The 21,805-nt window shown below is 64.3% G+C and carries 23 protein-coding genes; 8 read left to right on the top strand and 15 right to left on the bottom strand.

Annotated elements, in window-relative coordinates:
* The first annotated feature begins 54 nt into the window (after positions 1 to 54).
* From C7H85_RS12720 to C7H85_RS12705, 4 genes are read left to right on the top strand one after another with little or no spacing between them, the layout of a single operon-like run.
* Positions 55 to 657 (top strand): LysE family translocator, encoded by a 603-nt coding sequence (locus C7H85_RS12720; protein WP_106730080.1) that lies wholly within the window; start codon positions 55 to 57, stop codon positions 655 to 657.
* A complete protein-coding gene (locus C7H85_RS12715) occupies positions 639 to 995 on the top strand; it encodes a hypothetical protein (RefSeq protein WP_146140456.1) in 357 nt (118 codons plus the stop codon). The genes C7H85_RS12720 and C7H85_RS12715 overlap by 19 nt, the downstream gene beginning before the upstream one ends.
* 52 nt (positions 996 to 1,047) lie before the next feature.
* Entirely contained in the window at positions 1,048 to 3,099 is a 2,052-nt protein-coding gene (locus C7H85_RS12710; RefSeq protein WP_245879660.1) for a protein-disulfide reductase DsbD family protein, read from the top strand.
* Positions 3,096 to 3,620 carry a protein disulfide oxidoreductase gene (locus C7H85_RS12705; RefSeq protein WP_106730078.1) on the top strand — a complete coding sequence of 175 codons (525 nt, stop codon included), beginning with the start codon at positions 3,096 to 3,098 and terminating at the stop codon, positions 3,618 to 3,620. The genes C7H85_RS12710 and C7H85_RS12705 overlap by 4 nt, the downstream gene beginning before the upstream one ends.
* A gap of 381 nt (positions 3,621 to 4,001) precedes the next feature.
* Here the strand turns inward: C7H85_RS12705 and C7H85_RS12700 are convergent, their stop codons facing one another.
* From C7H85_RS12700 to gpt, 6 genes are all read right to left on the bottom strand, one after another.
* Positions 4,002 to 4,430, bottom strand: coding sequence for a hypothetical protein (locus C7H85_RS12700; protein WP_106730077.1), 429 nt, complete (start codon positions 4,428 to 4,430; stop codon positions 4,002 to 4,004).
* 50 nt (positions 4,431 to 4,480) lie between these two features.
* Positions 4,481 to 5,737 carry a glutamate-5-semialdehyde dehydrogenase gene (locus tag C7H85_RS12695; RefSeq protein ID WP_106730076.1) on the bottom strand — a complete coding sequence of 419 codons (1,257 nt, stop codon included), beginning with the start codon at positions 5,735 to 5,737 and terminating at the stop codon, positions 4,481 to 4,483.
* Between the two features lie 8 nt (positions 5,738 to 5,745).
* Positions 5,746 to 6,849 (bottom strand): glutamate 5-kinase, encoded by a 1,104-nt coding sequence (gene proB / locus C7H85_RS12690; RefSeq protein ID WP_106730075.1) that lies wholly within the window; start codon positions 6,847 to 6,849, stop codon positions 5,746 to 5,748.
* Between the two features lie 116 nt (positions 6,850 to 6,965).
* Positions 6,966 to 7,364, bottom strand: a complete 399-nt coding sequence (crl, locus tag C7H85_RS12685) for a sigma factor-binding protein Crl (protein WP_106730074.1) — start codon at positions 7,362 to 7,364, stop codon at positions 6,966 to 6,968.
* Positions 7,365 to 7,459: 95 nt separating this feature from the next.
* Complete coding sequence (gene frsA / locus C7H85_RS12680; RefSeq protein ID WP_106730073.1) at positions 7,460 to 8,713, bottom strand: esterase FrsA; 1,254 nt, start codon at positions 8,711 to 8,713, stop codon at positions 7,460 to 7,462.
* Positions 8,714 to 8,769: 56 nt separating this feature from the next.
* Positions 8,770 to 9,240 carry a xanthine phosphoribosyltransferase gene (gpt, locus tag C7H85_RS12675; protein WP_106730072.1) on the bottom strand — a complete coding sequence of 157 codons (471 nt, stop codon included), beginning with the start codon at positions 9,238 to 9,240 and terminating at the stop codon, positions 8,770 to 8,772.
* Positions 9,241 to 9,590: 350 nt separating this feature from the next.
* Between gpt and C7H85_RS12670 the strand changes: the two genes are divergently transcribed.
* From C7H85_RS12670 to C7H85_RS19730, 4 genes are all read left to right on the top strand, one after another.
* Entirely contained in the window at positions 9,591 to 11,225 is a 1,635-nt protein-coding gene (locus tag C7H85_RS12670; protein ID WP_106730198.1) for a methyl-accepting chemotaxis protein, read from the top strand.
* Positions 11,226 to 11,378: 153 nt separating this feature from the next.
* Positions 11,379 to 12,848: an aminoacyl-histidine dipeptidase gene (locus tag C7H85_RS12665; protein ID WP_106730071.1), complete on the top strand. Its 1,470-nt coding sequence runs from the start codon at positions 11,379 to 11,381 to the stop codon at positions 12,846 to 12,848.
* A gap of 82 nt (positions 12,849 to 12,930) precedes the next feature.
* Positions 12,931 to 13,248, top strand: a complete 318-nt coding sequence (locus C7H85_RS12660; RefSeq protein ID WP_106730070.1) for a hypothetical protein — start codon at positions 12,931 to 12,933, stop codon at positions 13,246 to 13,248.
* A gap of 131 nt (positions 13,249 to 13,379) precedes the next feature.
* Positions 13,380 to 13,544, top strand: coding sequence for a hypothetical protein (locus C7H85_RS19730; protein WP_158260089.1), 165 nt, complete (start codon positions 13,380 to 13,382; stop codon positions 13,542 to 13,544).
* A gap of 6 nt (positions 13,545 to 13,550) precedes the next feature.
* Here the strand turns inward: C7H85_RS19730 and dinB are convergent, their stop codons facing one another.
* From dinB to C7H85_RS12615, 9 genes are all read right to left on the bottom strand, one after another.
* Positions 13,551 to 14,597: a DNA polymerase IV gene (gene dinB / locus C7H85_RS12655; RefSeq protein ID WP_106730069.1), complete on the bottom strand. Its 1,047-nt coding sequence runs from the start codon at positions 14,595 to 14,597 to the stop codon at positions 13,551 to 13,553.
* Positions 14,598 to 14,683: 86 nt separating this feature from the next.
* On the bottom strand, positions 14,684 to 14,908 hold the full coding sequence (gene nqrM / locus C7H85_RS12650; protein WP_106730068.1) for a (Na+)-NQR maturation NqrM: 225 nt from the start codon (positions 14,906 to 14,908) through the stop codon (positions 14,684 to 14,686).
* Between the two features lies 1 nt (position 14,909).
* Positions 14,910 to 15,944 (bottom strand): FAD:protein FMN transferase, encoded by a 1,035-nt coding sequence (locus C7H85_RS12645; protein ID WP_106730067.1) that lies wholly within the window; start codon positions 15,942 to 15,944, stop codon positions 14,910 to 14,912.
* A gap of 6 nt (positions 15,945 to 15,950) precedes the next feature.
* Entirely contained in the window at positions 15,951 to 17,174 is a 1,224-nt protein-coding gene (nqrF, locus tag C7H85_RS12640; protein ID WP_106730066.1) for an NADH:ubiquinone reductase (Na(+)-transporting) subunit F, read from the bottom strand.
* A gap of 26 nt (positions 17,175 to 17,200) precedes the next feature.
* The gene (nqrE, locus tag C7H85_RS12635; RefSeq protein WP_106730065.1) at positions 17,201 to 17,797 is read right to left on the bottom strand and encodes an NADH:ubiquinone reductase (Na(+)-transporting) subunit E; all 597 of its coding nucleotides are present in this window, start codon (positions 17,795 to 17,797) and stop codon (positions 17,201 to 17,203) included.
* Positions 17,798 to 17,800: 3 nt separating this feature from the next.
* Positions 17,801 to 18,433 carry an NADH:ubiquinone reductase (Na(+)-transporting) subunit D gene (locus C7H85_RS12630; RefSeq protein ID WP_106730064.1) on the bottom strand — a complete coding sequence of 211 codons (633 nt, stop codon included), beginning with the start codon at positions 18,431 to 18,433 and terminating at the stop codon, positions 17,801 to 17,803.
* Positions 18,426 to 19,196: a Na(+)-translocating NADH-quinone reductase subunit C gene (locus C7H85_RS12625; RefSeq protein WP_106730063.1), complete on the bottom strand. Its 771-nt coding sequence runs from the start codon at positions 19,194 to 19,196 to the stop codon at positions 18,426 to 18,428. Before C7H85_RS12625 ends, C7H85_RS12630 begins: the two co-directional genes overlap by 8 nt.
* Positions 19,189 to 20,427, bottom strand: coding sequence for an NADH:ubiquinone reductase (Na(+)-transporting) subunit B (locus tag C7H85_RS12620; protein ID WP_106730062.1), 1,239 nt, complete (start codon positions 20,425 to 20,427; stop codon positions 19,189 to 19,191). Before C7H85_RS12620 ends, C7H85_RS12625 begins: the two co-directional genes overlap by 8 nt.
* Positions 20,428 to 20,430: 3 nt before the next feature.
* The gene (locus C7H85_RS12615) at positions 20,431 to 21,774 is read right to left on the bottom strand and encodes a Na(+)-translocating NADH-quinone reductase subunit A (RefSeq protein ID WP_106730061.1); all 1,344 of its coding nucleotides are present in this window, start codon (positions 21,772 to 21,774) and stop codon (positions 20,431 to 20,433) included.
* Positions 21,775 to 21,805: the final 31 nt, after the last annotated feature.

Below are 21,805 nucleotides of genomic sequence, written 5' to 3'. Positions count from 1 at the left end.
TATTCGACTCAGACTGGATAAACAGGTAGGTGCTCTATTAACGCGTCGGTCTTGATGGTGTTTGTTCCCACCTTCTTTTTCGTGTCCGTAACCCCCGGCATGTGCATGACCCTGGCCTTGTCGCTGGGCATGACGGTCGGGGTCCGCCGCGCCCTGTGGATGATGCTGGGCGAGCTGGTGGGCGTGGGGCTGGTGGCCTGCCTGGCGGTGGTCGGGGTAGCGGCCATCATGCTGCAATATCCGCAGCTGTTCCTGCTGCTCAAGTACGGCGGCGGCCTCTATCTGGCCTGGCTCGGCATCCAACTGTGGCGTTCCAAGGGCAAGCTGGCGCTGAGCCCGGTCGATGCGGGACCGCGCCATATTCCCGTGACCACCCTGATAAGCCAGGGCTTCGTGACCGCCATCGCCAACCCCAAGGGCTGGGCCTTCTTCATCGCCCTGCTGCCGCCCTTCATCAATAACCAGGCCCCCCTGGCCGGGCAATTGGTCACCCTGGTGGCCATTATCCTGAGCCTGGAGTTTATCTGCCTGCTGCTCTACGCCAGCGGCGGCCGTACCCTCAGCCGGGTGTTGCTGCAAAAAGGCAAGGTGCGACTGATGAACCGCATCGCCGGCTCCCTGATGCTGGGCGTGGCCCTGTGGCTGGCGGTCGGCTGATGGGCACCCGGCCGGTCTGGCTGGCGCTGCTGATGGTGGTGATGGTCGCCAGCCTGTGCCTGAGCCAGCGGATGGGCCTGCTGGCGACCTGTCCGACACATTCGACGCCGGCGGCCGAGGCGCCGCTGCTTTCCGCCGCCGAGGGCCAGTGCCATTTGTCGGAGCGGCTGCTGAGCCAGGGCGGGAACCAGCTCGAGCCGCTGTTGATCGGCCTGTTGCTGACCATCATGCTGTGGCTGCTGCCGGCCCTGCCGCCCGGGATAGCCCCGGGCGCCCCCCCGCCCCTGCCGGCCACTCGCCACCGACGGCACCTGCTGCTGTGTGTCTTCCGGGAATAACCGTTAACGCATCGAACCCTGATACCTTGCGTTAACCAACCGGAGACTCCCCGTGTACAAAACCTTGCTCTTTCTGCTGTTGCTGTTGTTATTCCCCCTGCCGCCGCTGCAGGCCGCCGATACCGGCTGGCTGCAGGCCCCCGAACATCCGCCGGTACAGGTGCGGCTGCTCCAGGCCGGCCCCTTCGACACCGCCGCCAACCATTACCCGGCACTGTTGCAGGTTCGCCTGGCCGACGACTGGAAAACCTACTGGCGCTCCCCCGGCGAGGGCGGCATCGCTCCCCGCCTGGACTGGCAGGCCTCCGCCAACATCGCCGATATCGGCTGGCGGTGGCCGCTGCCCGAACGCTTCACCCTGCTCGGGGTGGAAACCCAGGGCTACCAGCACGAGGTGGACTTTCCGCTGCAACTGACTCCCGTCGATGCCGCCAGCCCGCTCACCCTGGAGGCGGTGCTGACCCTGCCGAGCTGTACCACCATCTGCGTGCTGACCGACTACCCGCTGCAACTGACCCTGGATCCCACCTATCGGCCCGGCGAGGCCCTCTACCACCAGTACCAGCAGGCGCTCTCCCGGGTGCCCCGGCCCGCCGGCCTGGTGCAGGCGGAGCCGCTGATCTGGGACAAGGAACGGCAGCAACTGGCGGTCAGCCTGCACCATCCGCGCGGCTGGCAACGGCCCGCGGTCTTCGTCGACGAACTGGACAACGCCATCTTCAGCCAGCCGCGGCTCCGCATCGAAGGCGAGCGGCTGGAAGCCAGGTTCAGGGTGAGCAGCTGGGATCCGGCGCTGGATCTCGCCAGCCAGGTGGTGGTGGTCACCGCCACCGACGAGGGGCTGGCGGAAGAGCTGTCCGGGTCAATCGCCGCCGGCCGGCTCGCTCCCGCCACCGATGGGCTTCCGCTGCCCCTGGTGCTGCTCTATGCCCTGCTCGGCGGCCTGATCCTCAATATCATGCCCTGCGTGCTGCCGGTGCTGGGGCTCAAGCTCAACGGCCTGCTGCTGGGCAGCCGCAGCCGGGACCAGGTACGCCGTCCGCTGCTGCTGTCCGCCGCCGGCATCATGCTGTCGTTCTGGGGCCTGGCCGGCTTCATGCTGGCGCTGACCTGGTCCGGCGCCCGGCTGGGCTGGGGCATCCAGTTCCAGCAACCGGGCTTCATCGGCTTTATGCTGCTGGTCACAGCCCTGTTCTCCCTCAACCTGTTCGGCCTGTTCGAGATCCGCCTGCCGAGCCGGCTGAGCACCTGGCTGGCGACCCGACCGAGCCGGGGCAGCGGCGGCCACCTGCTGCAGGGCATGTTCGCCACCCTGCTGGCCACCCCCTGCAGCGCGCCCTTCCTGGGCACGGCGGTGGCCGCGGCCCTGGCTTCGTCACCGCCGGTCCTGCTCGCCATCTTCACCGGCCTCGGGCTCGGCATGGCCCTGCCCTGGCTGCTGCTCGCCCTGTTCCCCGGCTTTGTACGCTGGCTGCCCAAGCCCGGTCCCTGGATGCTGAGGCTCAAATGGCTGTTCGGGCTGATGCTGCTGGCCACCAGCCTGTGGCTGCTGACCTTGTTGCAACCGACGCTCGGCAATACCGCCAGCGGGGCGCTGGCCGCCCTGCTGGTGCTGTTGCCGCCCTGGTCCCTGTTGCGCCATCATGGCGCCCGGGGGCTGCTGTTCGGCCTGGCCGGCCTGCTGCTGCTCGGCGCCCTGGCCGGCGGCACCGCCCTGCTGACCCAGTCGCGCTGGGTCAGCCCGGTGCGGGACGAGCTGGCCTGGCAGCCGCTGGATCCGGCCCGTATCGAACGGGAAGTAGCGGCGGGCAGGCGGGTGTTCGTCGACATCACCGCCGACTGGTGCATCACCTGCCAGGCCAACAAGATAGGGGTGCTGCTGCGGGAGCCGGTCTACGGCGTGCTGCAGCAAGAGGACCTGGTACTGATGCGCGGCGACTGGACCCGTCCCGACCCGATGATTACCGACTACCTGCGGGCCCATGGCCGTGCCGGTATCCCCTTCAACCAGGTATTCGGCCCCGGGCGGCCCGATGGCCGGGAGCTGGAGGTGCTGCTCAGCGCCGACGCCGTGCTGTCGGCGCTGGAAGAGGCCCGGCCATGAGGTGTCCCTGGCGCCGACCGGCACGCGGCCTGGCGTACCTGCTGTTGCTGGCGGCCGTGGTGGGTGCGGTGGATCTGTGGCGCGGCCGGGCGCTGCCCACCGAGGCGGTAGCCCTGGGGTCGCTCACCACCCTGGAGGGGAAAACGCTTGATCTGGTCGCCCTCAGCCGGGAGCGCCCGGTGCTGGTCTATATATGGGCCAGCTGGTGCGGCGCGTGCCGCTTCGTCTCCCCCATGGTGGACCTGGTGGGCGAACCCGTGGTCAGCATCGCCATCGCCTCCGGGTCGGACGACCGGGTCGCGGGCTATATGGCCCAGCACGGCCATGATTTTGCGGTGGTGAACGACGAGCACAACATCCTGGCCCGCCGGCTCGGCATCCAAGCCACCCCCACCCTGCTGGTGGCAAGCCAAGGCGAACTCAAATATGCCACCACCGGCTTTACCACCCTGCCGGGCATGTACCTGCGGCTGTGGCTGGCTAAAATCAGGAGCTGGGGACTGGGCTACTATATAGTTTAAAACTAAGGTAGCTCCCATTATCTCTTCGCTGGAGCCTTTTTGACCGCTGGTGAAGCGGAAGCTGTCGGCCAAAGCGTGCTACTCCTCCGGCTCGCCGTAAACCCATCCTTGGGGGCTCCGCCGCGCCCTCCCTGGCGCGGAGGGCCGGCGGAGCAGACACCCTTTGTCCTTCCCAAAGCTCGGTGTCGCCTGTTGGTGAGACCAGCAACCTACGGCGAAGCTTGGAAGAGGCAACAGGGATTGCTTCCACCGACCGTCACATGCCAGGGACGGCATGTGCGAGCCTACATGGACGTACTTGCGGCGTGTCGGTGGAGATGGCCCTGTTGCCTCTTCATTAAGTGGTAACAGGTAGCCTTAGTAAAGATCGTAAACAGATTCTTAAAACAGGACCCGCCGGCCCTTGATACAATCCCGGCACACCGGCTCGCCCTGCAGCGAGCCGAGCAGTTCCGGGGCACAGCGCTTGCCGCAGCTGCCGCACTCGTGGAACGACTTGAGCCGCAGCGCCATGGTCTCGTCCACCAGCGCCAGCAGCTGCGCCAGGCTGCCGCTCTGCTCGTCCACCCCCCCCTGGGAGCGGGGCTTGGCGGTGTGGATATCGTGGTGGCGCCATTCCATGGCCGGCAACAACACCTCGGCCCGATCGTGCTGAAAGGAAACGATGGCCAGGGTCGGCTCGCCGATAAACAGCGTCTGCGCCCCCTGCACCGGATAAGGCAACTGGGTTTTAAGATGCTGTCGCCACGACTCCAGCGTCGGCGACAGCGGCATCGCCAGCAGCAGGGCATCCAGCAGCTTGGATGGCATAACTACCCCCTCTTGTCAGTGCCCGGCCGCCGTCGCGGCCGGATCGTCGGTTAGTCGCGGATCAGGTAATCCGCCTGACCAATCCACTTGTAGCTGGTCAGCTCTTCCAGCCCCATGGGGCCGCGGGCATGCAGCTTCTGGGTGGACACCGCCACCTCGGCGCCGAGGCCGAACTGGGCGCCGTCGGTAAAGCGGGTGGAGGCGTTCACGTACACCGCCGCCGAGGGCGCGCCGTTGATGAAACGCTCGGCACTGGCCAGGCGGTTGGTGAGGATGGCGTCGGAGTGGCTGGCGTTATAGTCGCGCAGGTGCGCCAGCGCCTCGTCCACGTCGGCCACCAGCTTGACCCCCAGGGTCAGGCTCAGCCACTCGGTGTCGAAATCGCCTTCACCGGCTTCCCGCACCCGGGCCGGGCCGGACTGCAGCAGGGCCAGGGCCTCGGCATCGGCCACCAGTTCCACGCCCTTCACCGCCATCCGCTCGCTCAGGCGAGGCAGCAGCTCGGCCGCCACCGCCCGGTGCACCAGCAGGGTGTCCAGGGCGTTGCAGGCGCTCGGCCTGTGGGTCTTGGCGTTGTCGACCACCTCGATGGCACGCACCAGATCGGCGCTCTCGTCCACGAAGGTGTGGCTGATGCCGAAGCCGCCGATGATCACCGGAATGGTCGACTGCTCCTTGCACAGCTGGTGCAGGCCGGGGCCACCACGGGGAATGATCATGTCCACATACTTGTCGAGCCGGAGCAGGCCGCTGACCCACTCCCGGCCCGGCTCGCCGATGTACTGCACGCAGCCGGCGGGCAGCCGGCTCACCGCCAGCGCCTGCTGGATCACCTTGACCAGTTCCTGGTTGGTGTGGAAGGTCTCCCGGCCACCGCGCAGTATGCTGGCGTTGCCGGTCTTCAGGCACAGGGCGGCGATGTCGATGGTGACGTTGGGCCGGGCTTCGTAAATCACCCCCACCACCCCGAGCGGCACCCGCCGGCGCGACAGCCGCATGCCGTTCTCCAGCACCCGCGAATCCAGCTCGGCGCCCACCGGATCCGGCAGCCGCACCACGCTGCGCACATCGTCGGCGATGGCCTTGAGTCGGGCCGGGTTCAGCATCAGTCGATCGAGCATGGCCTCGTTGATGCCGCTTTCCCGGGCGGCCTGCAGATCCTTTTCGTTGGCCGCCAGAATGGCATCGGCGCCCGCTTCCAGCGCCTCGGCCATCGCCAGCAGGGCATCGTTCTTGGCCCGGGTCGGGGTTTCGGCAAGAGTAAAGGCGGCCGCGCGCGCCGCCTGCCCCATCTGTTCCAGCTTCATATATTCTCCTACAAGAGCACCAGATCGTCCCGATGGATGGCCACGCTGCCGTAGCCATAACCCAGCAGGGATTCAATCTGCTCTGAATGTTGTCCTTTGATTCGGTTCAGGTCGAGGGCATCGTAACGACAGATGCCCCGGGCCAGCTCACGCCCTTCGGGATTGACGATACGCACCGCCTCGCCCCGGCGAAAACGCCCTTCCACCCGCACTATGCCCTTGGGCAGCAGGCTGGAGCCTTTTTCCCTGACCGCGTTGACCGCGCCGGCGTCGATATGGATTTCGCCGTGGGGCGGGGGGCCGGCCAGGATCCAGCGCTTGCGGCTCTCGAGCGGGGTGGCCAGGGCCGGGAAGCGGGTACCGATGCGATCGCCCTCGGCCAGGCGGCCGATCACTTCCGGCACCTGGCCGGTGGCGATCACCACGTCGATGCCGGCCCGGCGCGCCACGTCCGCCGCCTGCAGCTTGGTGGCCATGCCGCCGGTACCCAGGCCGCTGATGCTGCCGCCGGCGAGCTTGCGCAGGGTGTCGTCGATGGTCTGCACTTCCTCGATCAGCTGTGCCTTGGGATCGTGGCGCGGATCGGCGGTGAACAGGCCCTTCTGATCGGTCAGCAAAATCAGCAGATCCGCCTCCGCCAGGATGGCGGCGCGGGCCGACAGGTTGTCGTTGTCGCCCACCTTGATCTCGTTGGTGGCCACGGCGTCGTTTTCGTTGATCACCGGAATGATGCGATTGTCGAGCAGGGCACGCAGGGTATCCCGGGCGTTGAGGTAGCGTTCCCGGTCTTCCAGATCGGCCCGGGTCAGCAGGATCTGTCCCACGTGCAGGCCGTAGATGTTGAACAGCGACTGCCAGCTCTGGATCAGCTGCGTCTGGCCCACCGCAGCCAGCATCTGCTTGTTGGCCATGGTGCCGGCCAGCTCGGGAAAGCCCAGGTGCTCCCGGCCGGCGGCGATGGCCGCCGAGGTCACGACGATGATCTGGTGGCCGGCCCGGTGCAGGCTGGCGCACTGTCGCACCAGCTCCACCATGTGCGCCCGGTCCAGGTGACGAGTGCCGCCGGTGAGCACGCTGGTGCCCAGTTTTACAACGATGGTTTTGCCTTTCATGGAACGCCCTGCGGCTCCTTACTAACAGCAATGCCGGCATTGCCGGCAGATGATTGAATATCGCGGAAGCCCCACGCCGCCAGCATGGATGGCGGCGAAACAAGGCCGTACTGGATTCAGGCAACGCTCAGCGGATGTCGTTCTCCCAGCGCGGGGGAAGGTCGGATGCCGAGTGACAGGCTTTCCAGGCAGCCGCCGAGCTTCTCGTAAAAGTCCCGCAGGGTGCGAATCACTTCTTCCTCGTGCTTCTTCGGCACCTCCTGCCGCTGCCACTGCCCCGCCGCGTTGTAGAAGCCGAGCTGGTAATGCAGCTCGAAACGCTGCTCGTCCTCGGCCGTCAGGGTCAGCCACCACCCCCAGAACTCGCGTTTTTCCGGTGCCGCCTTGGCACTGGCACAGACCGCCAGGCAGTCGAAGAAATAAATGGACTCATTTGACTTCTCACCGCGCAAGTAAGGGCCGATGGCGGCAAATTTGCGCACCAGCTTATGATGGTTAACCTTTTCTGTGGTCATGCCTGTCTCCCTGGTAACTCGCCTATATGTAACGTTTTTTCGCCCGTCGGTAAAGGTCGGCCGGCCCGGGCGGGCAAAAAACGGCCCCGCCGGCGTTATAGATGGGCCTGCAACCAGTCCCTCGCCCGGGCCAGGGCCACGCCATAGACCTCGAACAACGGCATCTTGTCGAGCACCAGGGCCTTGCCGCCCCGGCTGGAGGCGGCCAGCGCCTGGATATCCTGCTCGGGACAGATAAAATCCCGCCGGTGGCCGATGCTGAAGATCGGCACCGTGGTCCTGTGTCTCATCAGCCCCTGGGTTTTCAGGGACAGTCCCTGGCAGCGGTAGAACAGCTGCTCCCAGTCGTTGCTCTGCATGCCCATGCGATTGGCGATGGTGTCCCTGAGCATGGGCGGGGTCTGCATGAAGCGCTCGCACTCGGTAAAGAACAGGTTGGCGGCACCGGCGATGCTGACCACGGTGCGCAGCTTGAAGGGTTCGAGAAAGGCCAGCCGGGCCGCCACGTTGCCACCCATCCGCACCCCCAGCAGGCCGACCCGCCGTTCATCCACCCAGGGGATCCGCGGCACATAATCGAGCACCGCCTGGTGCAGCCGGCTGCTGTCCTGCACCAGCGGCCAGTGCGAGGAATAGCCGACGCCGGGCATGTCGACGGTCAGCATGGCGATGCCCGCCGGCGCCAGGTACTCCTCGTAAAACCGCCAGAAGTCGAGCTGCAGGCTGTCCAGGCTGCCGCTGACGATCACCAGGGGGGAGGCTTTATCCAGGGTCGGCAGGTGCAGATAGCCCTGCACTTCCTTGCCGTGGTAGGGAATGCTGAGCTCCTTGAGCGGCACCGGCAGCAGCTGCCCGGCCTGGCGGTAGGCCTGGTTGGCCAGCAACTGCGCCTGCAGGCTCAGGGGATCGCCCTTGAGGTGGGGATAACTGGCCAGGGCAAAATAGCGGGTGGCGGCCAGCAGGGTCCGGCGGGCCCGGACCCGGTCACTCGACGCCAGGGCCATGCCGGCCTGATAACACTCGGCGCCAAGCTGGCTCCATTCGAACACCCAGTTGCCGCGCTTGTATTCGGCCACGGTGTCCAGCCAGCCGTCGACGGAGCGCGGCCCGGGCGCGGCGGCGATGCGCGCCAGGGTGGCCTCGATCTCGATGCTGTCGGTCCCCTGCCAGCGCCAGAAGGCCCGTTTCTGCAGCCGGTAGAACCCGGGCAGGTGGGCGCCGTCCACATAGGGGGCGATATGCGGTTCGCCCCCGGACCGGGGGCCGTCGAAGGCGATGGTGGAGGTTTCCGGCACGCGCTCCGACCGGGAAAAGAGTCGCTCGCTGAGGGTGCTGTCCGGTTCCGGCATCGTTCGCTCCTAGGGGTGGCTCAGGCAAAGAAAAAAGGCTCCGAGGAGCCTTTTTATCACGAGTTATCCTGTTCGCACAAAGGCGGCACAAAGGTGACGCTCATGTCCCAGGGCTGTTCTATCCAGGTATCCTGCCCTACCCTCACCTCGAAGTCGTCCACCAGCGGCTCGCCCTTGGGCTTGGCGAACACGGTGATGAACTTGGCCTTGGGGTAGAGCTCGCGGATCACCCGGGCAGTATTGCCGGTGTCCACCAGATCGTCGACGATCAGGAAACCTTCTCCATCGCCGGACACGTGCTTGAGCACCTGCAGATCGGTACGCTGCTGATCGTGGTCGTAGCTGGAGATGCACAGGGTGTCGACATGACGGATCCCCAGCTCCCGGGCCATGATGGCCGCCGGGACCAGGCCGCCGCGGCTCACCGCGATAATGCCTTTCCACTGGCTGGCAGGAAGCTGGCGCTGGGCCAGCTTGCGTGCTTCGCGCTGAAATGAGTCCCAGGTGACGACGAATTTGTTGGGCATAAGAAGAACCTTTGGGTGTTAGCTTTCAAGACAGATGATCACCGTCGCCCACCGCGCCAGGTCAGGGTAACGTCGACGGCGGGCGCCCCGGGTAAGGCGTTGGCACCGCTTCGTCAGCGCTCCGGACGACGGGCAAACAATGGGCGCATTATAGAGATCGCACCCATTCTTGACCAGAGTTACAGCTTTTTATTCACGCGGACGGCGTGGGGACAGGTCCTATTAGACTAAAGAGTTAGCCGCGCGGATCCCATTTTCGCACCCTCGTGGCCGAAACGTCCCATTCCCTCCTTTATCATGGGGACTAATGGATGCCCCCGGGCATGGTTATTCGACAAGGGAACATGGACGTGAATCTACTGCGCTCGCTCTCCATCGCCAAACGGCTTTATCTCAATCTGCTGCTGCTTTCCATCGGCATCATCGGGGTCGCCTTGCTGATGCTGTGGCTGTTCTATCAGGGCCTGATCGCCGAAAAACGGACCCAGGCCCAGCGCCAGGTGCAGTCGGTGGTCAGCTTGGCCGGCTTCTATCACCAACAGCAGCAAGACGGTCTGCTGTCACCCGAGCAGGCCCGGCAACAGGCCCTGGCGGCGGTGGCCGGACTGCGTTACGGCAACGACGACTACTTCTGGGTCAACGACGACCAGCCGGTCATGATCATGCATCCCATGCAGCCCAGGCTGAACGGGAGCGATCTCAGCGGATTCAAGGATCCCGACGGCACCTTGCTGTTCATGGAAATGGTCGACAAGGCGAAACGGGACGGCGCCGGCTTCGTGCATTACCTGTGGCCCAAACCCGGCATGGAGGCCCCGGTGGAAAAGGTGTCCTATGTCGAGCTGTTCCGGCCCTGGGGCTGGATCATCGGCACCGGTATCTATATCGACGACGTGCAGGCCCAACTGCAGGCGGCGGCCATGAAGGTACTGATGCTGGTCGCGGGGCTCGGCGCCATCGCGGTGCTGGTGGCCATGGCCCTGATCCGCAGCATACTGCATCCGGTCGGCCACACGGTCAACGCCCTGCGCGACATCTCCGACGGCGAGGCCGATCTGCGTCGCCGCCTGGACGAGGCCGGCCAGGACGAGATCACCCAGCTCAGCAAGAGCTTCAACCAGTTCTGCTCGCGCCTGGCCGGCACCATACGCCAACTGCTGCCGATCAGCCAACAGGTCAACGAGGCCGCACAGCGGCTGTCCGGCATCGTCAGCCACAACCGCCACGTTTCCGAACAACAGTCGGAGGAAACGGAGAAAGTCGCCGCCGCCATGCAGGAGATGCTGGCCACCAGCCAGGAGGTCGCCCGCTCGGCCGAACAGGCCGCCGACGCCAGCCGGGCCTCCGCCGAGGCGGCCGAGGACGGCAAGCACCGGGCCGACCATACCCGCCAGGCCTCGGCCGGGCTGGTGGCGGAGCTGGCCGAAGCCCAGCACAGCCTGAGCTCCCTCGCCAACCGCTCCCAGGAGATCGGCAAGGTGCTGGAGGTGATCAGGGCCATCGCCGAACAGACCAACCTGCTGGCACTCAACGCCGCCATCGAGGCGGCCCGGGCTGGTGAGCAGGGCCGCGGCTTTGCGGTGGTGGCCGACGAAGTACGCAACCTCGCCACCCGCACCCAGAGCTCCACCGACGAGATCCAGGACATCATTCAGGGCCTGCAGCAGGAAGCCGACGGCACCGTGAACCGCATGGGCGAACTGATGCAACGAGCCCAGGATACCCAAGGCACCGCCGACCAGGCCGGTGACGCCCTGGCCGCCATCAGCGATCGCATGACGCTTATCAACGACATGAACAGCCACATCGCCACCGCCGCCGAGCAACAGCGGCAGACCACGGAAGAAATGAGCCGTAACCTGAGCCGGCTGAGCGAGCTGGCGGAAGAGGTCAGGATCAAGACCCAGGAAACCGACAGCGCCGGGGATGCCCTGTCGGCCCTGGGGCGCAGGCTGTCCGACGAGGTCAGGCTGTTCAAGGCGTAAACCACTAAAAATTAGTTTATAAAACCAAATAAATAAAAAATAACGGAGTAATGTGACGCATTATTGGATTTTCACAGCGGACGGATGGATATCTGTACCGGTCGGAGGTTAAGCTGTCGGCTTCCTCCTCCCGACGAACGAACAAGGCAGGCCATGACCGCTATCCGCAGCCTCTCCCCCCCTCTACTCTGGCAGTTTTTCGACACCGTCTGCAGCATCCCCCACCCCTCCGGCCAGGAGGCCGTCCTGCGCCGGTGGATCGCCGACTGGGCCGCCGGCCGGGGCCTGGCGGTGCAGCAGGACGAGGTGGGCAACCTGATTATCCGCAAGGACGCCACCGCCGGCATGGAAGGGCGCAAGGGCGTCATCCTGCAGGCCCACATGGATATGGTGCCCCAGGCCAATGCCGACGCATCGCATGATTTTAGCCGGGATCCGATCCAGCCCTGGATCGACGGCGACTGGGTCCGGGCCCGCGGCACCACCCTGGGTGCCGACAACGGCATCGGCCTGGCCGCCTGCCTGGCGGTGCTGGCCGACGACAGGGTGCAGCACGGGCCGCTGGAGGTGCTGCTGACCGTGGACGAGGAAAGCGGCATGACCGGCGCCTTCGGCCTGGCGCCCGGTCTGCTGCAAGGCGAGATACTGCTCAATACCGACTCGGAGCAGGACGGCGACCTCTACATGGGCTGTGCCGGCGGCGTCGATGCCAATATCAGCCTGCCCTACCGGGCGGAGCCCGTGCCGGCCGGCCACCGCGCCCTGCGCCTCGGCGTTTCCGGCCTGCGCGGCGGCCATTCCGGCATCAATATTCACCAGGGCCGGGCCTGCGCCAACAAGCTGCTGGCCGAGTTGCTGGCGGACATCGGCGAGGATCCCCGGGTCCGCCTGGCCGAACTCCACGGCGGCACCCTGCGCAATGCCATCGCCCGGGAAGCCTGGGCCCTGCTGGTGGTGCCGGACACCGCCGAGGACCGCCTGCAGCAGGTGATCGCGCGTCGCGGCCGGCAGTATGCCGAGGAGTTCGCCGGCATCGACGACCGCATCAAACTGGAGCTGACGCCGGCCTCCCTGCCCGAACGCGTGATGACGCCGGCGCTGCAGCAGCAGCTGAGCGCGGCCCTGCTCGCCTGCCCCCATGGGGTCATGGCCATGAGCCGGGCCATGTCCGAGGTGGTGCAGGCGTCCACCAACCTCGGCGTGATCAGGACGGAGCCGGAGCGGGTTTACGTGCAGTGCCTGATCCGCTCGCTCGACGATGCCGGCAGGGACCGGGTGGCGGCCATGACGGCGGCGGTGTTCCGCCTGGCCGGCGGTGACTGCCACTTCGACGGCGCCTACCCGGGCTGGCAGCCCGATCCGGCCTCGTCCATCATGCAGCTGGTGCTCGACACGCACCGGGAAGTCTTCGGTGTGCTGCCGGCGGTCAAGGTGATCCACGCCGGCCTGGAATGCGGCCTGTTCAAGGCAGTCTACCCCCACTGGGACATGGTGTCGTTCGGTCCCACCATCCAGGGGGCTCATTCCCCCGACGAGCGGGTGCAGATAGCGGCGGTGGAGCGCTTCTGGCAGTTGCTGGTACGGGTGCTCGCCCGGGTGCCGGAAGCGGCACGGGTCGATTAACGACGGACGGCACCGGCCGGCTATGTTCAAGGCCGGGACTTTGTCTTATGCTCGGCACAGATCACCGGTTGAGGAAGTGACAATGAAAAACATCGCGTTCGGCCTGTTGCTGGGCCTGCTGGCGGCACCGGCCCTGGCCGATAACCTGCTGGATCGGGCGGTCACCTTCGGCCGCGAGCTCCTGGACGAAACCCGCAAGCTGGCCCCGGGCATACAGCACGACCGGCGCCATGAGCCGACCGCCGTGGTACCGGCACAGCCGGACGACGGCCGCGACCGGCCGGCCATCGAGCCCGGGCCCACCGTGTATCCCCAGGTGGTGCCCGCGGGGGAGCCGGCAACCGGCCAGCCGGGTTTTCAGTTTGCGGAGGAAGATCACCTTAATCCGGGCCAGCCCTGATTCGCTGCCGGGTCCGCCCCGGCAGCGCAGCTGCGACGCCCCTTGTCTGACCGCATTGATAAGAATGGTTTTCATTTCCAGTAAGCCTGTTATGCTGTCCGCTCACCCGATGTGAACAAAGGAGCATTAAGATGAAAACATCTTCAATAGCCTTGTTTTTAGCCCTGAGTGCAGGCTATCTGGGTGCCGCATCGGCGGATACGGTACTGGACAACACCCAGCGGACCGGTAAGGAAAGCATGGCAAAGGCGCCTGAAGCGGGCCGGGAAGGGGAGTACGCCAAAGACGATACCTGAGCGGCGTCACCAGTCAAAACTGAGCTGCTCCGCGCGAGCGGCTTGTTCCTCCTGCAGTTCGACGCTGACCCCCACCAGCCGGACGCCCCGCCCCCCGGCCCGGGACCAGGCCTCGACGCACAGCTGCCGGGCCAGTTCCGGCGAGGGCGCCGGGCAACGCCGGGACAGCGTCGTCTGGGTAAAATCATCGAACTTCAGCTTGATGCAGAGCCCTTTCACCGGCCGGCCGTCGAGCCGGCGCAGCAACTCCGGCCATAACCGGGATAACACCTCCAGCCCCTGTTCGGGGACCTGAATATCCTCCGCCAGGGTGGTTTCCACCCCCAGGGACTTGCGGACCCGTTCGGTCTGCAGCGCCCGCGGGTCTATGCCCCGGCTGCGCTGCCACAGCAGGTAGCCGAACTTGCCGAAGCGGCGGATCAGCTCCGCTTCGCCGATCTCCGCCACCTGGCCGCACCGCTCCAGCCCCAGCGCCGCCAGCCTGGCCGCGGTCTTGCTCCCCACCCCGGGGATCTTGATCAACGGCAACTCCCGCACAAAATCGGCCACCGCCCCGGGTGGCAGCACGAAGAGCCCGTCCGGCTTGTTTTCCTCCGAGGCGATCTTGGCCAGGAACTTGTTGGGCGCCACCCCGGCGGAGGCGGTCAGTTGCAGCTCCTCGAAGATGGCCCGGCGGATATCTTCGGCGATACGGGTAGCGCTGCCGCCGAACCAGGGGCTGTCGGTCACATCCAGGTAGGCTTCATCCAGCGACAGCGGCTCCACCAGGGGGGTATAGCGATGGAAGATTTCCCTGATCTGCTGCGATACCCGCTTGTATTCGGCCATGTTGCCGGGGATCAGCAAGAGTCCCGGACAGAGCTTCTGCGCCTGGTGGCTGGCCATGGCCGAGCGGACCCCATAAGCCCGGGCCGGGTAGTTGCAGGTCGAAATCACTCCGCGCCGGCTGGCGCTGCCGCCGATGGCCAGGGGGATGTCCCGCCACTCGGGATGGGCCCGCATCTCCACCGCGGCGAAAAAGCAGTCCATATCGACGTGGATGATCTTGCGCATAATGCAAAACGGGGATTGGGGATCAGGGATTCGGGACTTAAACACGGCGCATCCAGTCCCCGCTCACCAGTCCCCAGTCCCGTGGCTTAGATGATGCGGTGTTCTTCCAGCATCTTGCGGCGGGCTTCTTCCTTGGCCATTTTCTTCTTGCGGTTGTCGCAGGGGTCGGGACAGTCACAGGCCTTTTCCACACCGACCGAGCCCAGGCCGCCACAGGATCCCGAAATGGTCTTGCGCTGGAGGATATAGCCGATGGCCATGGCGGCAAACACCAGGGCAAACACCGCGAGCGTAATGACGAAATACAGCATATCAACCTCTTAAATACTTCTTGAAGGCGCTGGACATATCCACCCGGAAGCCTTCTTCGGTCTTGGTGAGCAGGTAGATGGCCAGCCGGTGTTGCTCCGCGAAGGCGAGCGCCTTGTCGGTGCCCATCACCGTCAGCGCCGTCGCCAGCCCATCCGCGATCATACAGGAGGGATGCACCACTGTCACCGACGCCAGCCGGTGGGTGATGGGCTTGCCGGTGGCCGGATCTATGCTGTGGGACAGCCGCTCCCCGTCCAGCTCGTAATAGTTGCGGTAGTCGCCGGAGGTGGCCACGCTGTTGTTGCCGAGCGCGATCACCTGCTGCACCGAGCCGGAGCCCGGCGCCGGTTTTTCCACCGCGATGCGCCAGGGCTGCCCCTTGGCATTGAGCCCGCTGACCCTGACCTCGCCGCCGATCTCCACCAGGTGATCGGTCAGTCCTTCTTCCGCCAGGTACTCGGACACCACATCCACGCCAAAGCCCTTGGCGATGGCCGACAGATCCACATAGAGCTCGGGCAGCGTCTTCTGCAGGTACTCGCCTTCGGCGTCGACGGTGACTTCCAGGTGCCCGAGCCCGATGCGGGAGCGGGTCTGCGCCAGTTGCTCGTCGCTCGGGATCCGCACCGGCCGCGCATCGGGCCCGAAGCCCCACAGGTTGACCAGGGGGCCCACCGTCACGTCCAGGGCACCGTCGCTCAGCCGTCCCAGCTGCAGGGAGGCGGTCACCACCTTGGCGGTATCTGCCGAGACCCGGATGGGATCACGGCCCCGATACCGGTTAAAACGGCTCAGTTCCGAGTCTTCCCGGTAGGTCGACATCTGATCGTTGACCCGCTCCAGCCGGCGGTCGATCTCGGCCTGCAGCGCCTGGGCCTGCGCCTCATCCGCGCCCACTATCTTCACCGAGTAGTAGGTGCCCATGGTGTCGCCGGTCAGCTGCAGCTGTGGCCGTTCGGTCGCCGCCGGCTGGCAGGCCGCCAATAAAAAGGCCAGCCCCAGGGGGGCCAGCCATTTGCTTACTCGAGATATCATCAGTGTTTAACCACCAAAGTCATCCAGCAGAATGTTGTCGTCTTCCACGCCCAGGTTCTTGAGCATGTTGATCACCGCAGCATTCATCACCGGCGGACCACACATGTAGTACTCGCAATCCTCGGGGGCTTCGTGATCCCGCAGATAGTTCTCGAACAGCACGTTGTGGATGAAGCCGGTGTAACCGGTCCAGTTGTCGTCGGGCTGGGGATCGGAGAGGGCCACGTGCCACTGGAAGTTGTCGCACTGCTCCTGCAGGCCGTCGAAGTCTTCCACATAGAACATCTCGCGCTTGGAGCGGGCACCGTACCAGAAGCTGATCTTGCGCTTGGAGTTCAGGCGCTTGAGCTGGTCGAAGATGTGCGAACGCATCGGCGCCATGCCGGCACCGCCGCCGATGAACACCATCTCGGCATCGGTGTCCTTGGCGAAGAACTCGCCGAAGGGACCGGAAATGGTAGCCTTGTCGCCGGGCTTAAGGGACCAGATGTAGGACGACATCTTGCCCGGAGGCGCGGTCCAGTTGCTGGGCGGCGGGGTCGCGATCCGCACGTTCAGCATAATGATGCCTTCTTCTTCCGGATAGTTGGCCATGGAGTAGGCGCGGATGGTTTCCTCGTCTACCTTGGACTCCAGCTCGAAGATCTTGAACTTGTCCCAGTCTTCCCGGTATTCCTCGGGCACGTCGAAGTCCTTGTACTTGACGTGGTGGGGCGGCGCCTCGATCTGGATGTAGCCACCGGCACGGAAAGGCACGCTTTCGCCGTTGGGGATCTTCAGCTTGAGTTCCTTGATGAAGGTCGCCTTGTTATCGTTGGAGATAACTTCGCAATCCCACTTCTTGATACCGAACACTTCTTCCGGCAGCTCGATCTTCATGTCCTGCTTGACGTTCACCTGGCAAGACAGACGCTCGCCGTGGCGCGCTTCGCGCTTGGAGATATGATCCAGCTCGGTGGGCAGGATTTCACCGCCGCCGTCCAGAATGCGCACCCGGCACTGGCCACAGGAGCCACCGCCGCCACAGGCAGAAGACACGAAGATACCGTTGGCCGCCAGGGCGCCCAGCAGCTTGCCGCCGGCGCCGGTGGTGATCGCCTTTCCGGGATCATCGTTGATGCTGATAGTCACATCCCCTTCCGCGACCAGCCTGGACTTGGCAAACAGGATAACGCTCACCAGGACCAGCACGATCACGGTGAACATGACCACACCTAGAATGATTTCCATCGATTATTCCTTTTCCGTCACTGGGTTTACAGAGAAATGCCAGAGAAAGACATGAAGCCGAGCGCCATCAGGCCGGCGGAGATAAAGGTAATCCCCAAACCGCGCAGGCCATCGGGCACATCCGCATACTTCATCTTCTCACGCAAACCGGCCAGCAATACGATTGCCAGCATCCAACCCACACCGGAGCCAAAGCCGTACACGATGGACTCGGCGAAGTTGTAGTCCCGCTGTACCATGAAGGACACGCCACCGAAGATGGCGCAGTTCACGGTGATCAGCGGCAGGAAGATGCCCAAGGCGTGGTACAGCGCCGGGAAGAACTTGTCCAGGGTCATCTCCAGGATCTGCACCAGCGCTGCGATTACCCCGATAAAGGTAATGAAGTTCAGGAAGCTCAGATCGATGCCTTCGGCCAGGGCGCCATCCTTCAGGATGAAGTTGTAGATCAGGTTATTCACCGGTACCGAAATGGTCAGTACCACGATAACCGCCACCCCCAGACCGAACGAGGTCTTGACCTTCTTGGATACCGCCAGGAAGGTACACATCCCCAGGAAGAAGGCCAGGGCCAGGTTCTCGATAAAGACGGCACGAATAAACAAACTCAGAAAATGTTCCATCGATTACTCCTTCGCCTCCACCTGTTCGGGGCGGTAGGTACGCAGTACCCAGATAAAACCACCGATGATAAAGAAGGCGCTCGGCGGCAACAACAACAGGCCGTTGGCCTGGTACCAGCCACCGTTCTTGATCAGCGGCAGGATTTCGATGCCGAACCAGGTACCGGAGCCGAACAGCTCACGAATGGTCGCCACCACCAGCAGGATCAGGCCGTAACCCAGGCCGTTGCCGATACCATCCAGGAAGGACATCAGCGGCGGGCTCTTCATGGCATAGGCTTCGGCACGACCCATCACGATACAGTTGGTGATGATCAGGCCCACGAACACCGACAGCTGCTTGGAGATGTCATAGGCATAGGCCTTGAGGATCTGGTCCACCACGATAACCAGGGAGGCGATGATCGCCATCTGGCCGATGATCCGTACCGAGTTCGGGATCTGGTTGCGGATCAGCGAGATGAACAGGTTCGAAAACGCCGTTACCGCGATCACCGCCAGCGACATCACGAACGCGGTCTGCATCTGCGAGGTCACCGCCAGGGCCGAGCATACCCCCAGCACCTGCAGGGCGATGGGGTTGGTGCCGATAATGGGCCCGAACAGCACCTTTTTCATTTCAGCTTTATCAGCCATTGTTCAGCTCTCCTTCACGAACCTTGGCCAGGAAAGGACCGAAGCCTTTCGGACCCAGCCAGAATTCAAAGGTATATTGCACGCCGTTGGAGGTCAGGGTAGCACCGGACAGGCCGTCTACACTGGAGGGCGCACCCTGCGGAGCACCGCCTTTCATCACCCGCAGCGCCGGCTCGCCGTTGTCGTCGAACAGCTTCTTGCCGACGAACTGGGCGCGCCAGGCCGGGTTTTCCACTTCACCGCCCAGTCCCGGGGTTTCCCCCTGCTCGTAGTAGGTGATGCCCTTGATGGTGTTGCCATCGGGCTCGACGGCGACGAAGGCGTACATGGTGGACCACAGCCCCTGGCCGTGCATCGGCAGTATGATGCTGTCGAGCTCGCCGTTTTCGTCCTTGGCCAGGTACACCGGCGCCAGGTTGGCGCGGCGGCGGATGCCGGCCGGATCTTGATCGGTGCTCAGGCTGATGCTGGTGGACGGATCCTTGGCGGCATTACGCTGGTTGTAGCCGGCCACCGACTGCTCGGTGAACTCGCCGGTTTCCAGGTCCAGCAGATGCGCTTCGATGAAGCGCTCGTAGTTTTCGGCAACGTTGGTCCGGCCCAGGCCGGCCACATCGACGATGTTGGTCTGCACGTCCAGCGCCTGGTTGCGCTGCTGGGTCGGCTTCAGCAGGACGGCCGCACCGGATACCACGATGGAGCACACCAGGCACAAACTGCCGATCACGGCAAAGGTTCTGCCGATAGTTTCTTTCTTAGCCACGAGCCAGCCTCCGTTTGATATTGGCCTGCACCACGAAGTGGTCGAACAAGGGAGCGAACAGGTTGGCGAACAGGATGGCCAGCATCATGCCTTCGGGGAAGGCCGGGTTCACCACGCGGATGAGCACCACCATGACGCCGATCAGCGCGCCGTACCACCATTTACCCTTGTTGGTAAAGGAAGCGGACACCGGGTCGGTGGCCATGAACATCATGCCGAAGGCGAAGCCGCCCAGCACCAGGTGCCAGTGCCAGGGCATGGAGAACATGGCGTTGGTGTCGGAGCCGATGACGTTGAACAGGGTCGCGGTGGCTACCATGCCGATCATCACACCGGCGACGATGCGCCAGGAGGCGATGCCCAGGTAGATGATGAACAGGCCGCCGATCAGGATGGCCAGGGTGGAGACTTCACCGATAGAGCCCTGGATGTTGCCGATGAAGGCGTCCATCCAGCTGATCACGGAGCCGGTGTTGGCGTCCATCAGCGCGGCCTGGCCGCCGGCGGCCCACTGGCCCAGGGCGGTGGCGCCGGAGAAGCCGTCGACCGCGGTCCATACCGTGTCACCCGAAATCTCGGCCGGGTAGGCGAAAAACAGGAAGGCACGACCGGCCAGGGCCGGGTTGAGGAAGTTCTTGCCGGTACCGCCGAAGATCTCTTTGGCCATGACCACACCGAAGGTGATGCCCAGGGCCGCCTGCCACAGCGGCAGGGTGGCGGGCACGATCAGCGCGAACAGCACCGAGGTCACGAAGAAGCCTTCATTCACCTCGTGCTTGCGCACCGAGGCGAACAGCACTTCCCAGAAACCGCCGACCAGGAACACGGTCAGGTAGATGGGCAGGAAGTACATGGCGCCCAGCAGCATCTCGCTGCCCCAGCCGGCCCCTTCACCCAGGGTCGCCCCCAGGCTCTGCGCCAGACCGTAACGCCAGTTGCCGTCGATCACGGAAGCCAGTTCCGCCGGGCTGTACATGCTGGTCAGGGCGGCAATCGCCTGGCCGCCGGTGTTGTACATGCCGAAGAACATAGCCGGGAACACCGACAGCCACACCATGATCATGATGCGCTTGAGGTCGATGCTGTCGCGCACGTGCGCGGCATTGCGGGTGACCAGGCCCGGCGTGTAGAGCACGGTGGCCACCGCCTCATAGAGGGCGTAAAACTTTTCGTATTTGCCGCCCGGCTCGAAATGGTGTTCGAGCTTTTCCAGGGTTTGTTTCAGACTCATCTATTAGCCCTCCAGCTCTATCTTGGTCAAACAGCTACGCAAGACAGGACCATAGTCATACTTGCCCGGGCACACATAGGTACACAGCGCCAGATCTTCTTCATCCAGCTCCAAGCAACCCATGGTCTGGGCGCTGTCGGTATCACCGGACAGCAGATCACGCAGCAGCAGCGTGGGCAGAATGTCCAGCGGCATCACCCGCTCATAGTTGCCAATCGGCACCATGGCACGGCTGGAGCCGTTGGTGGAGGTGGTCAGGTCGAACAGCTTGCCCTTGGTCAGGTGACTCAGGTAGGCGCGGGTCACGGAGAACTTGTTGGCGCCCGGCACCAGCCAGCCCATGAATTCTTTCTCGCGGCCTTCGGCCAGCACGGATACCTGCAGATGGTAACGACCCAGGTAGGCCTGGGGACCATTGGCGGTGGTGCCGGACAGCACGGAGCCGGAAATGATGCGGTGCTCGCCGTTCTGCAGTTCGCCGGCGGTCAGCTCCTCCAGGGAGGCGCCGATGCGGGTGCGCAGCAGGCGGGGCTTCTGCACCACGGGGCCGCCCAGGGCCACCACCCGATCGGTATGCAGTTCACCGGTGGTGAACAGTTTGCCGACCGCGATCACGTCCTGGTAGTTGATGTACCACACCACCTTGCCCGGTACTATGGGGTCGATGAAGTGGATATGGGTACCGGGCAGGCCGGCGGGATGCACGCCGACAAACACGTGCTCCTTGATGTTGCCGGCCGGCGCCTGGGGCAGGCTGCCTTCGCCCTTGCACACATTGACCTGACCGTCGGTCAGGCGGCTCAGTACCTGCAGGCCATCGGTAAACGCCTGGGCGTTTTCCTTGATGATCAGTTCGGCATGGGCGCACAGCGGATTGCTGTCCATGGCGGTCACGAAGATGGAGCGGGGGGCCGAGCCCACGGCCGGCACCTTGCTGTAAGGGCGGGTGCGCAGGGCGGTCCACAGGCCGGATTCAACCAGCTGCTCTCTGACGGTGTCACGTTCCAGTTTGGCCAAATCGGCTTGAGCGTACCTGGAGAAAGTAATCTGTTCTTCGCTGTCGTCGACGGCAATCACCACGGATTGCAGTACACGCTTGGCGCCACGGTTGATTTCAACCACTGTACCGGCGGCGGGAGCTGTGAATTTGACGCCAGGGTTCTTCTTGTCTTCGAAGATCACCTGACCTTTCTTAACGCGGTCCTCTACCTTGACATACATGGTAGGGCGCATTCCCACATACTCCTCGCCCAGCGTAGCAACACGTTTGATGGCGGGACCATCGTAGATTACTTGCTCTGGGGCCCCGGCGATTGGGAGGTCCAGTCCTTTTTTAATTGTAATCATACTCACTTGCACTACTTGTTAGGGGAAGACA

Origin of the sequence: Zobellella endophytica (assembly GCF_003012775.1) — a bacterium.
In the GTDB taxonomy this organism is placed as follows: Bacteria; Pseudomonadota; Gammaproteobacteria; order Enterobacterales; family Aeromonadaceae; genus Oceanimonas; species Oceanimonas endophytica.
The sequence above is the reverse complement of the archived record's forward strand: the minus strand, read 5'-3'. Positions and strand labels throughout refer to the sequence as shown.

What these genes read in the sequence shown, in the direction of transcription:
- C7H85_RS12695 (WP_106730076.1), bottom strand. Translation starts at nt 5,737, where the DNA reads ATGAAGCTGGAACAGATGGGGCAGGCGGCGCGCGCGGCCGCCTTTACT.
- C7H85_RS12705 (WP_106730078.1), top strand. Translation starts at nt 3,096, where the DNA reads ATGAGGTGTCCCTGGCGCCGACCGGCACGCGGCCTGGCGTACCTGCTG.
- C7H85_RS12660 (WP_106730070.1), top strand. Translation starts at nt 12,931, where the DNA reads ATGAAAAACATCGCGTTCGGCCTGTTGCTGGGCCTGCTGGCGGCACCG.
- C7H85_RS12630 (WP_106730064.1), bottom strand. Translation starts at nt 18,433, where the DNA reads ATGGCTGATAAAGCTGAAATGAAAAAGGTGCTGTTCGGGCCCATTATC.
- C7H85_RS12620 (WP_106730062.1), bottom strand. Translation starts at nt 20,427, where the DNA reads ATGAGTCTGAAACAAACCCTGGAAAAGCTCGAACACCATTTCGAGCCG.
- proB (WP_106730075.1), bottom strand. Translation starts at nt 6,849, where the DNA reads ATGAAAGGCAAAACCATCGTTGTAAAACTGGGCACCAGCGTGCTCACC.
- gpt (WP_106730072.1), bottom strand. Translation starts at nt 9,240, where the DNA reads ATGCCCAACAAATTCGTCGTCACCTGGGACTCATTTCAGCGCGAAGCA.
- nqrM (WP_106730068.1), bottom strand. Translation starts at nt 14,908, where the DNA reads ATGCTGTATTTCGTCATTACGCTCGCGGTGTTTGCCCTGGTGTTTGCC.
- C7H85_RS19730 (WP_158260089.1), top strand. Translation starts at nt 13,380, where the DNA reads ATGAAAACATCTTCAATAGCCTTGTTTTTAGCCCTGAGTGCAGGCTAT.
- C7H85_RS12645 (WP_106730067.1), bottom strand. Translation starts at nt 15,944, where the DNA reads ATGATATCTCGAGTAAGCAAATGGCTGGCCCCCCTGGGGCTGGCCTTT.
- C7H85_RS12700 (WP_106730077.1), bottom strand. Translation starts at nt 4,430, where the DNA reads ATGCCATCCAAGCTGCTGGATGCCCTGCTGCTGGCGATGCCGCTGTCG.
- nqrE (WP_106730065.1), bottom strand. Translation starts at nt 17,797, where the DNA reads ATGGAACATTTTCTGAGTTTGTTTATTCGTGCCGTCTTTATCGAGAAC.
- C7H85_RS12615 (WP_106730061.1), bottom strand. Translation starts at nt 21,774, where the DNA reads ATGATTACAATTAAAAAAGGACTGGACCTCCCAATCGCCGGGGCCCCA.
- C7H85_RS12665 (WP_106730071.1), top strand. Translation starts at nt 11,379, where the DNA reads ATGACCGCTATCCGCAGCCTCTCCCCCCCTCTACTCTGGCAGTTTTTC.
- crl (WP_106730074.1), bottom strand. Translation starts at nt 7,364, where the DNA reads ATGACCACAGAAAAGGTTAACCATCATAAGCTGGTGCGCAAATTTGCC.
- C7H85_RS12720 (WP_106730080.1), top strand. Translation starts at nt 55, where the DNA reads ATGGTGTTTGTTCCCACCTTCTTTTTCGTGTCCGTAACCCCCGGCATG.
- dinB (WP_106730069.1), bottom strand. Translation starts at nt 14,597, where the DNA reads ATGCGCAAGATCATCCACGTCGATATGGACTGCTTTTTCGCCGCGGTG.
- nqrF (WP_106730066.1), bottom strand. Translation starts at nt 17,174, where the DNA reads ATGGAAATCATTCTAGGTGTGGTCATGTTCACCGTGATCGTGCTGGTC.
- frsA (WP_106730073.1), bottom strand. Translation starts at nt 8,713, where the DNA reads ATGCCGGAACCGGACAGCACCCTCAGCGAGCGACTCTTTTCCCGGTCG.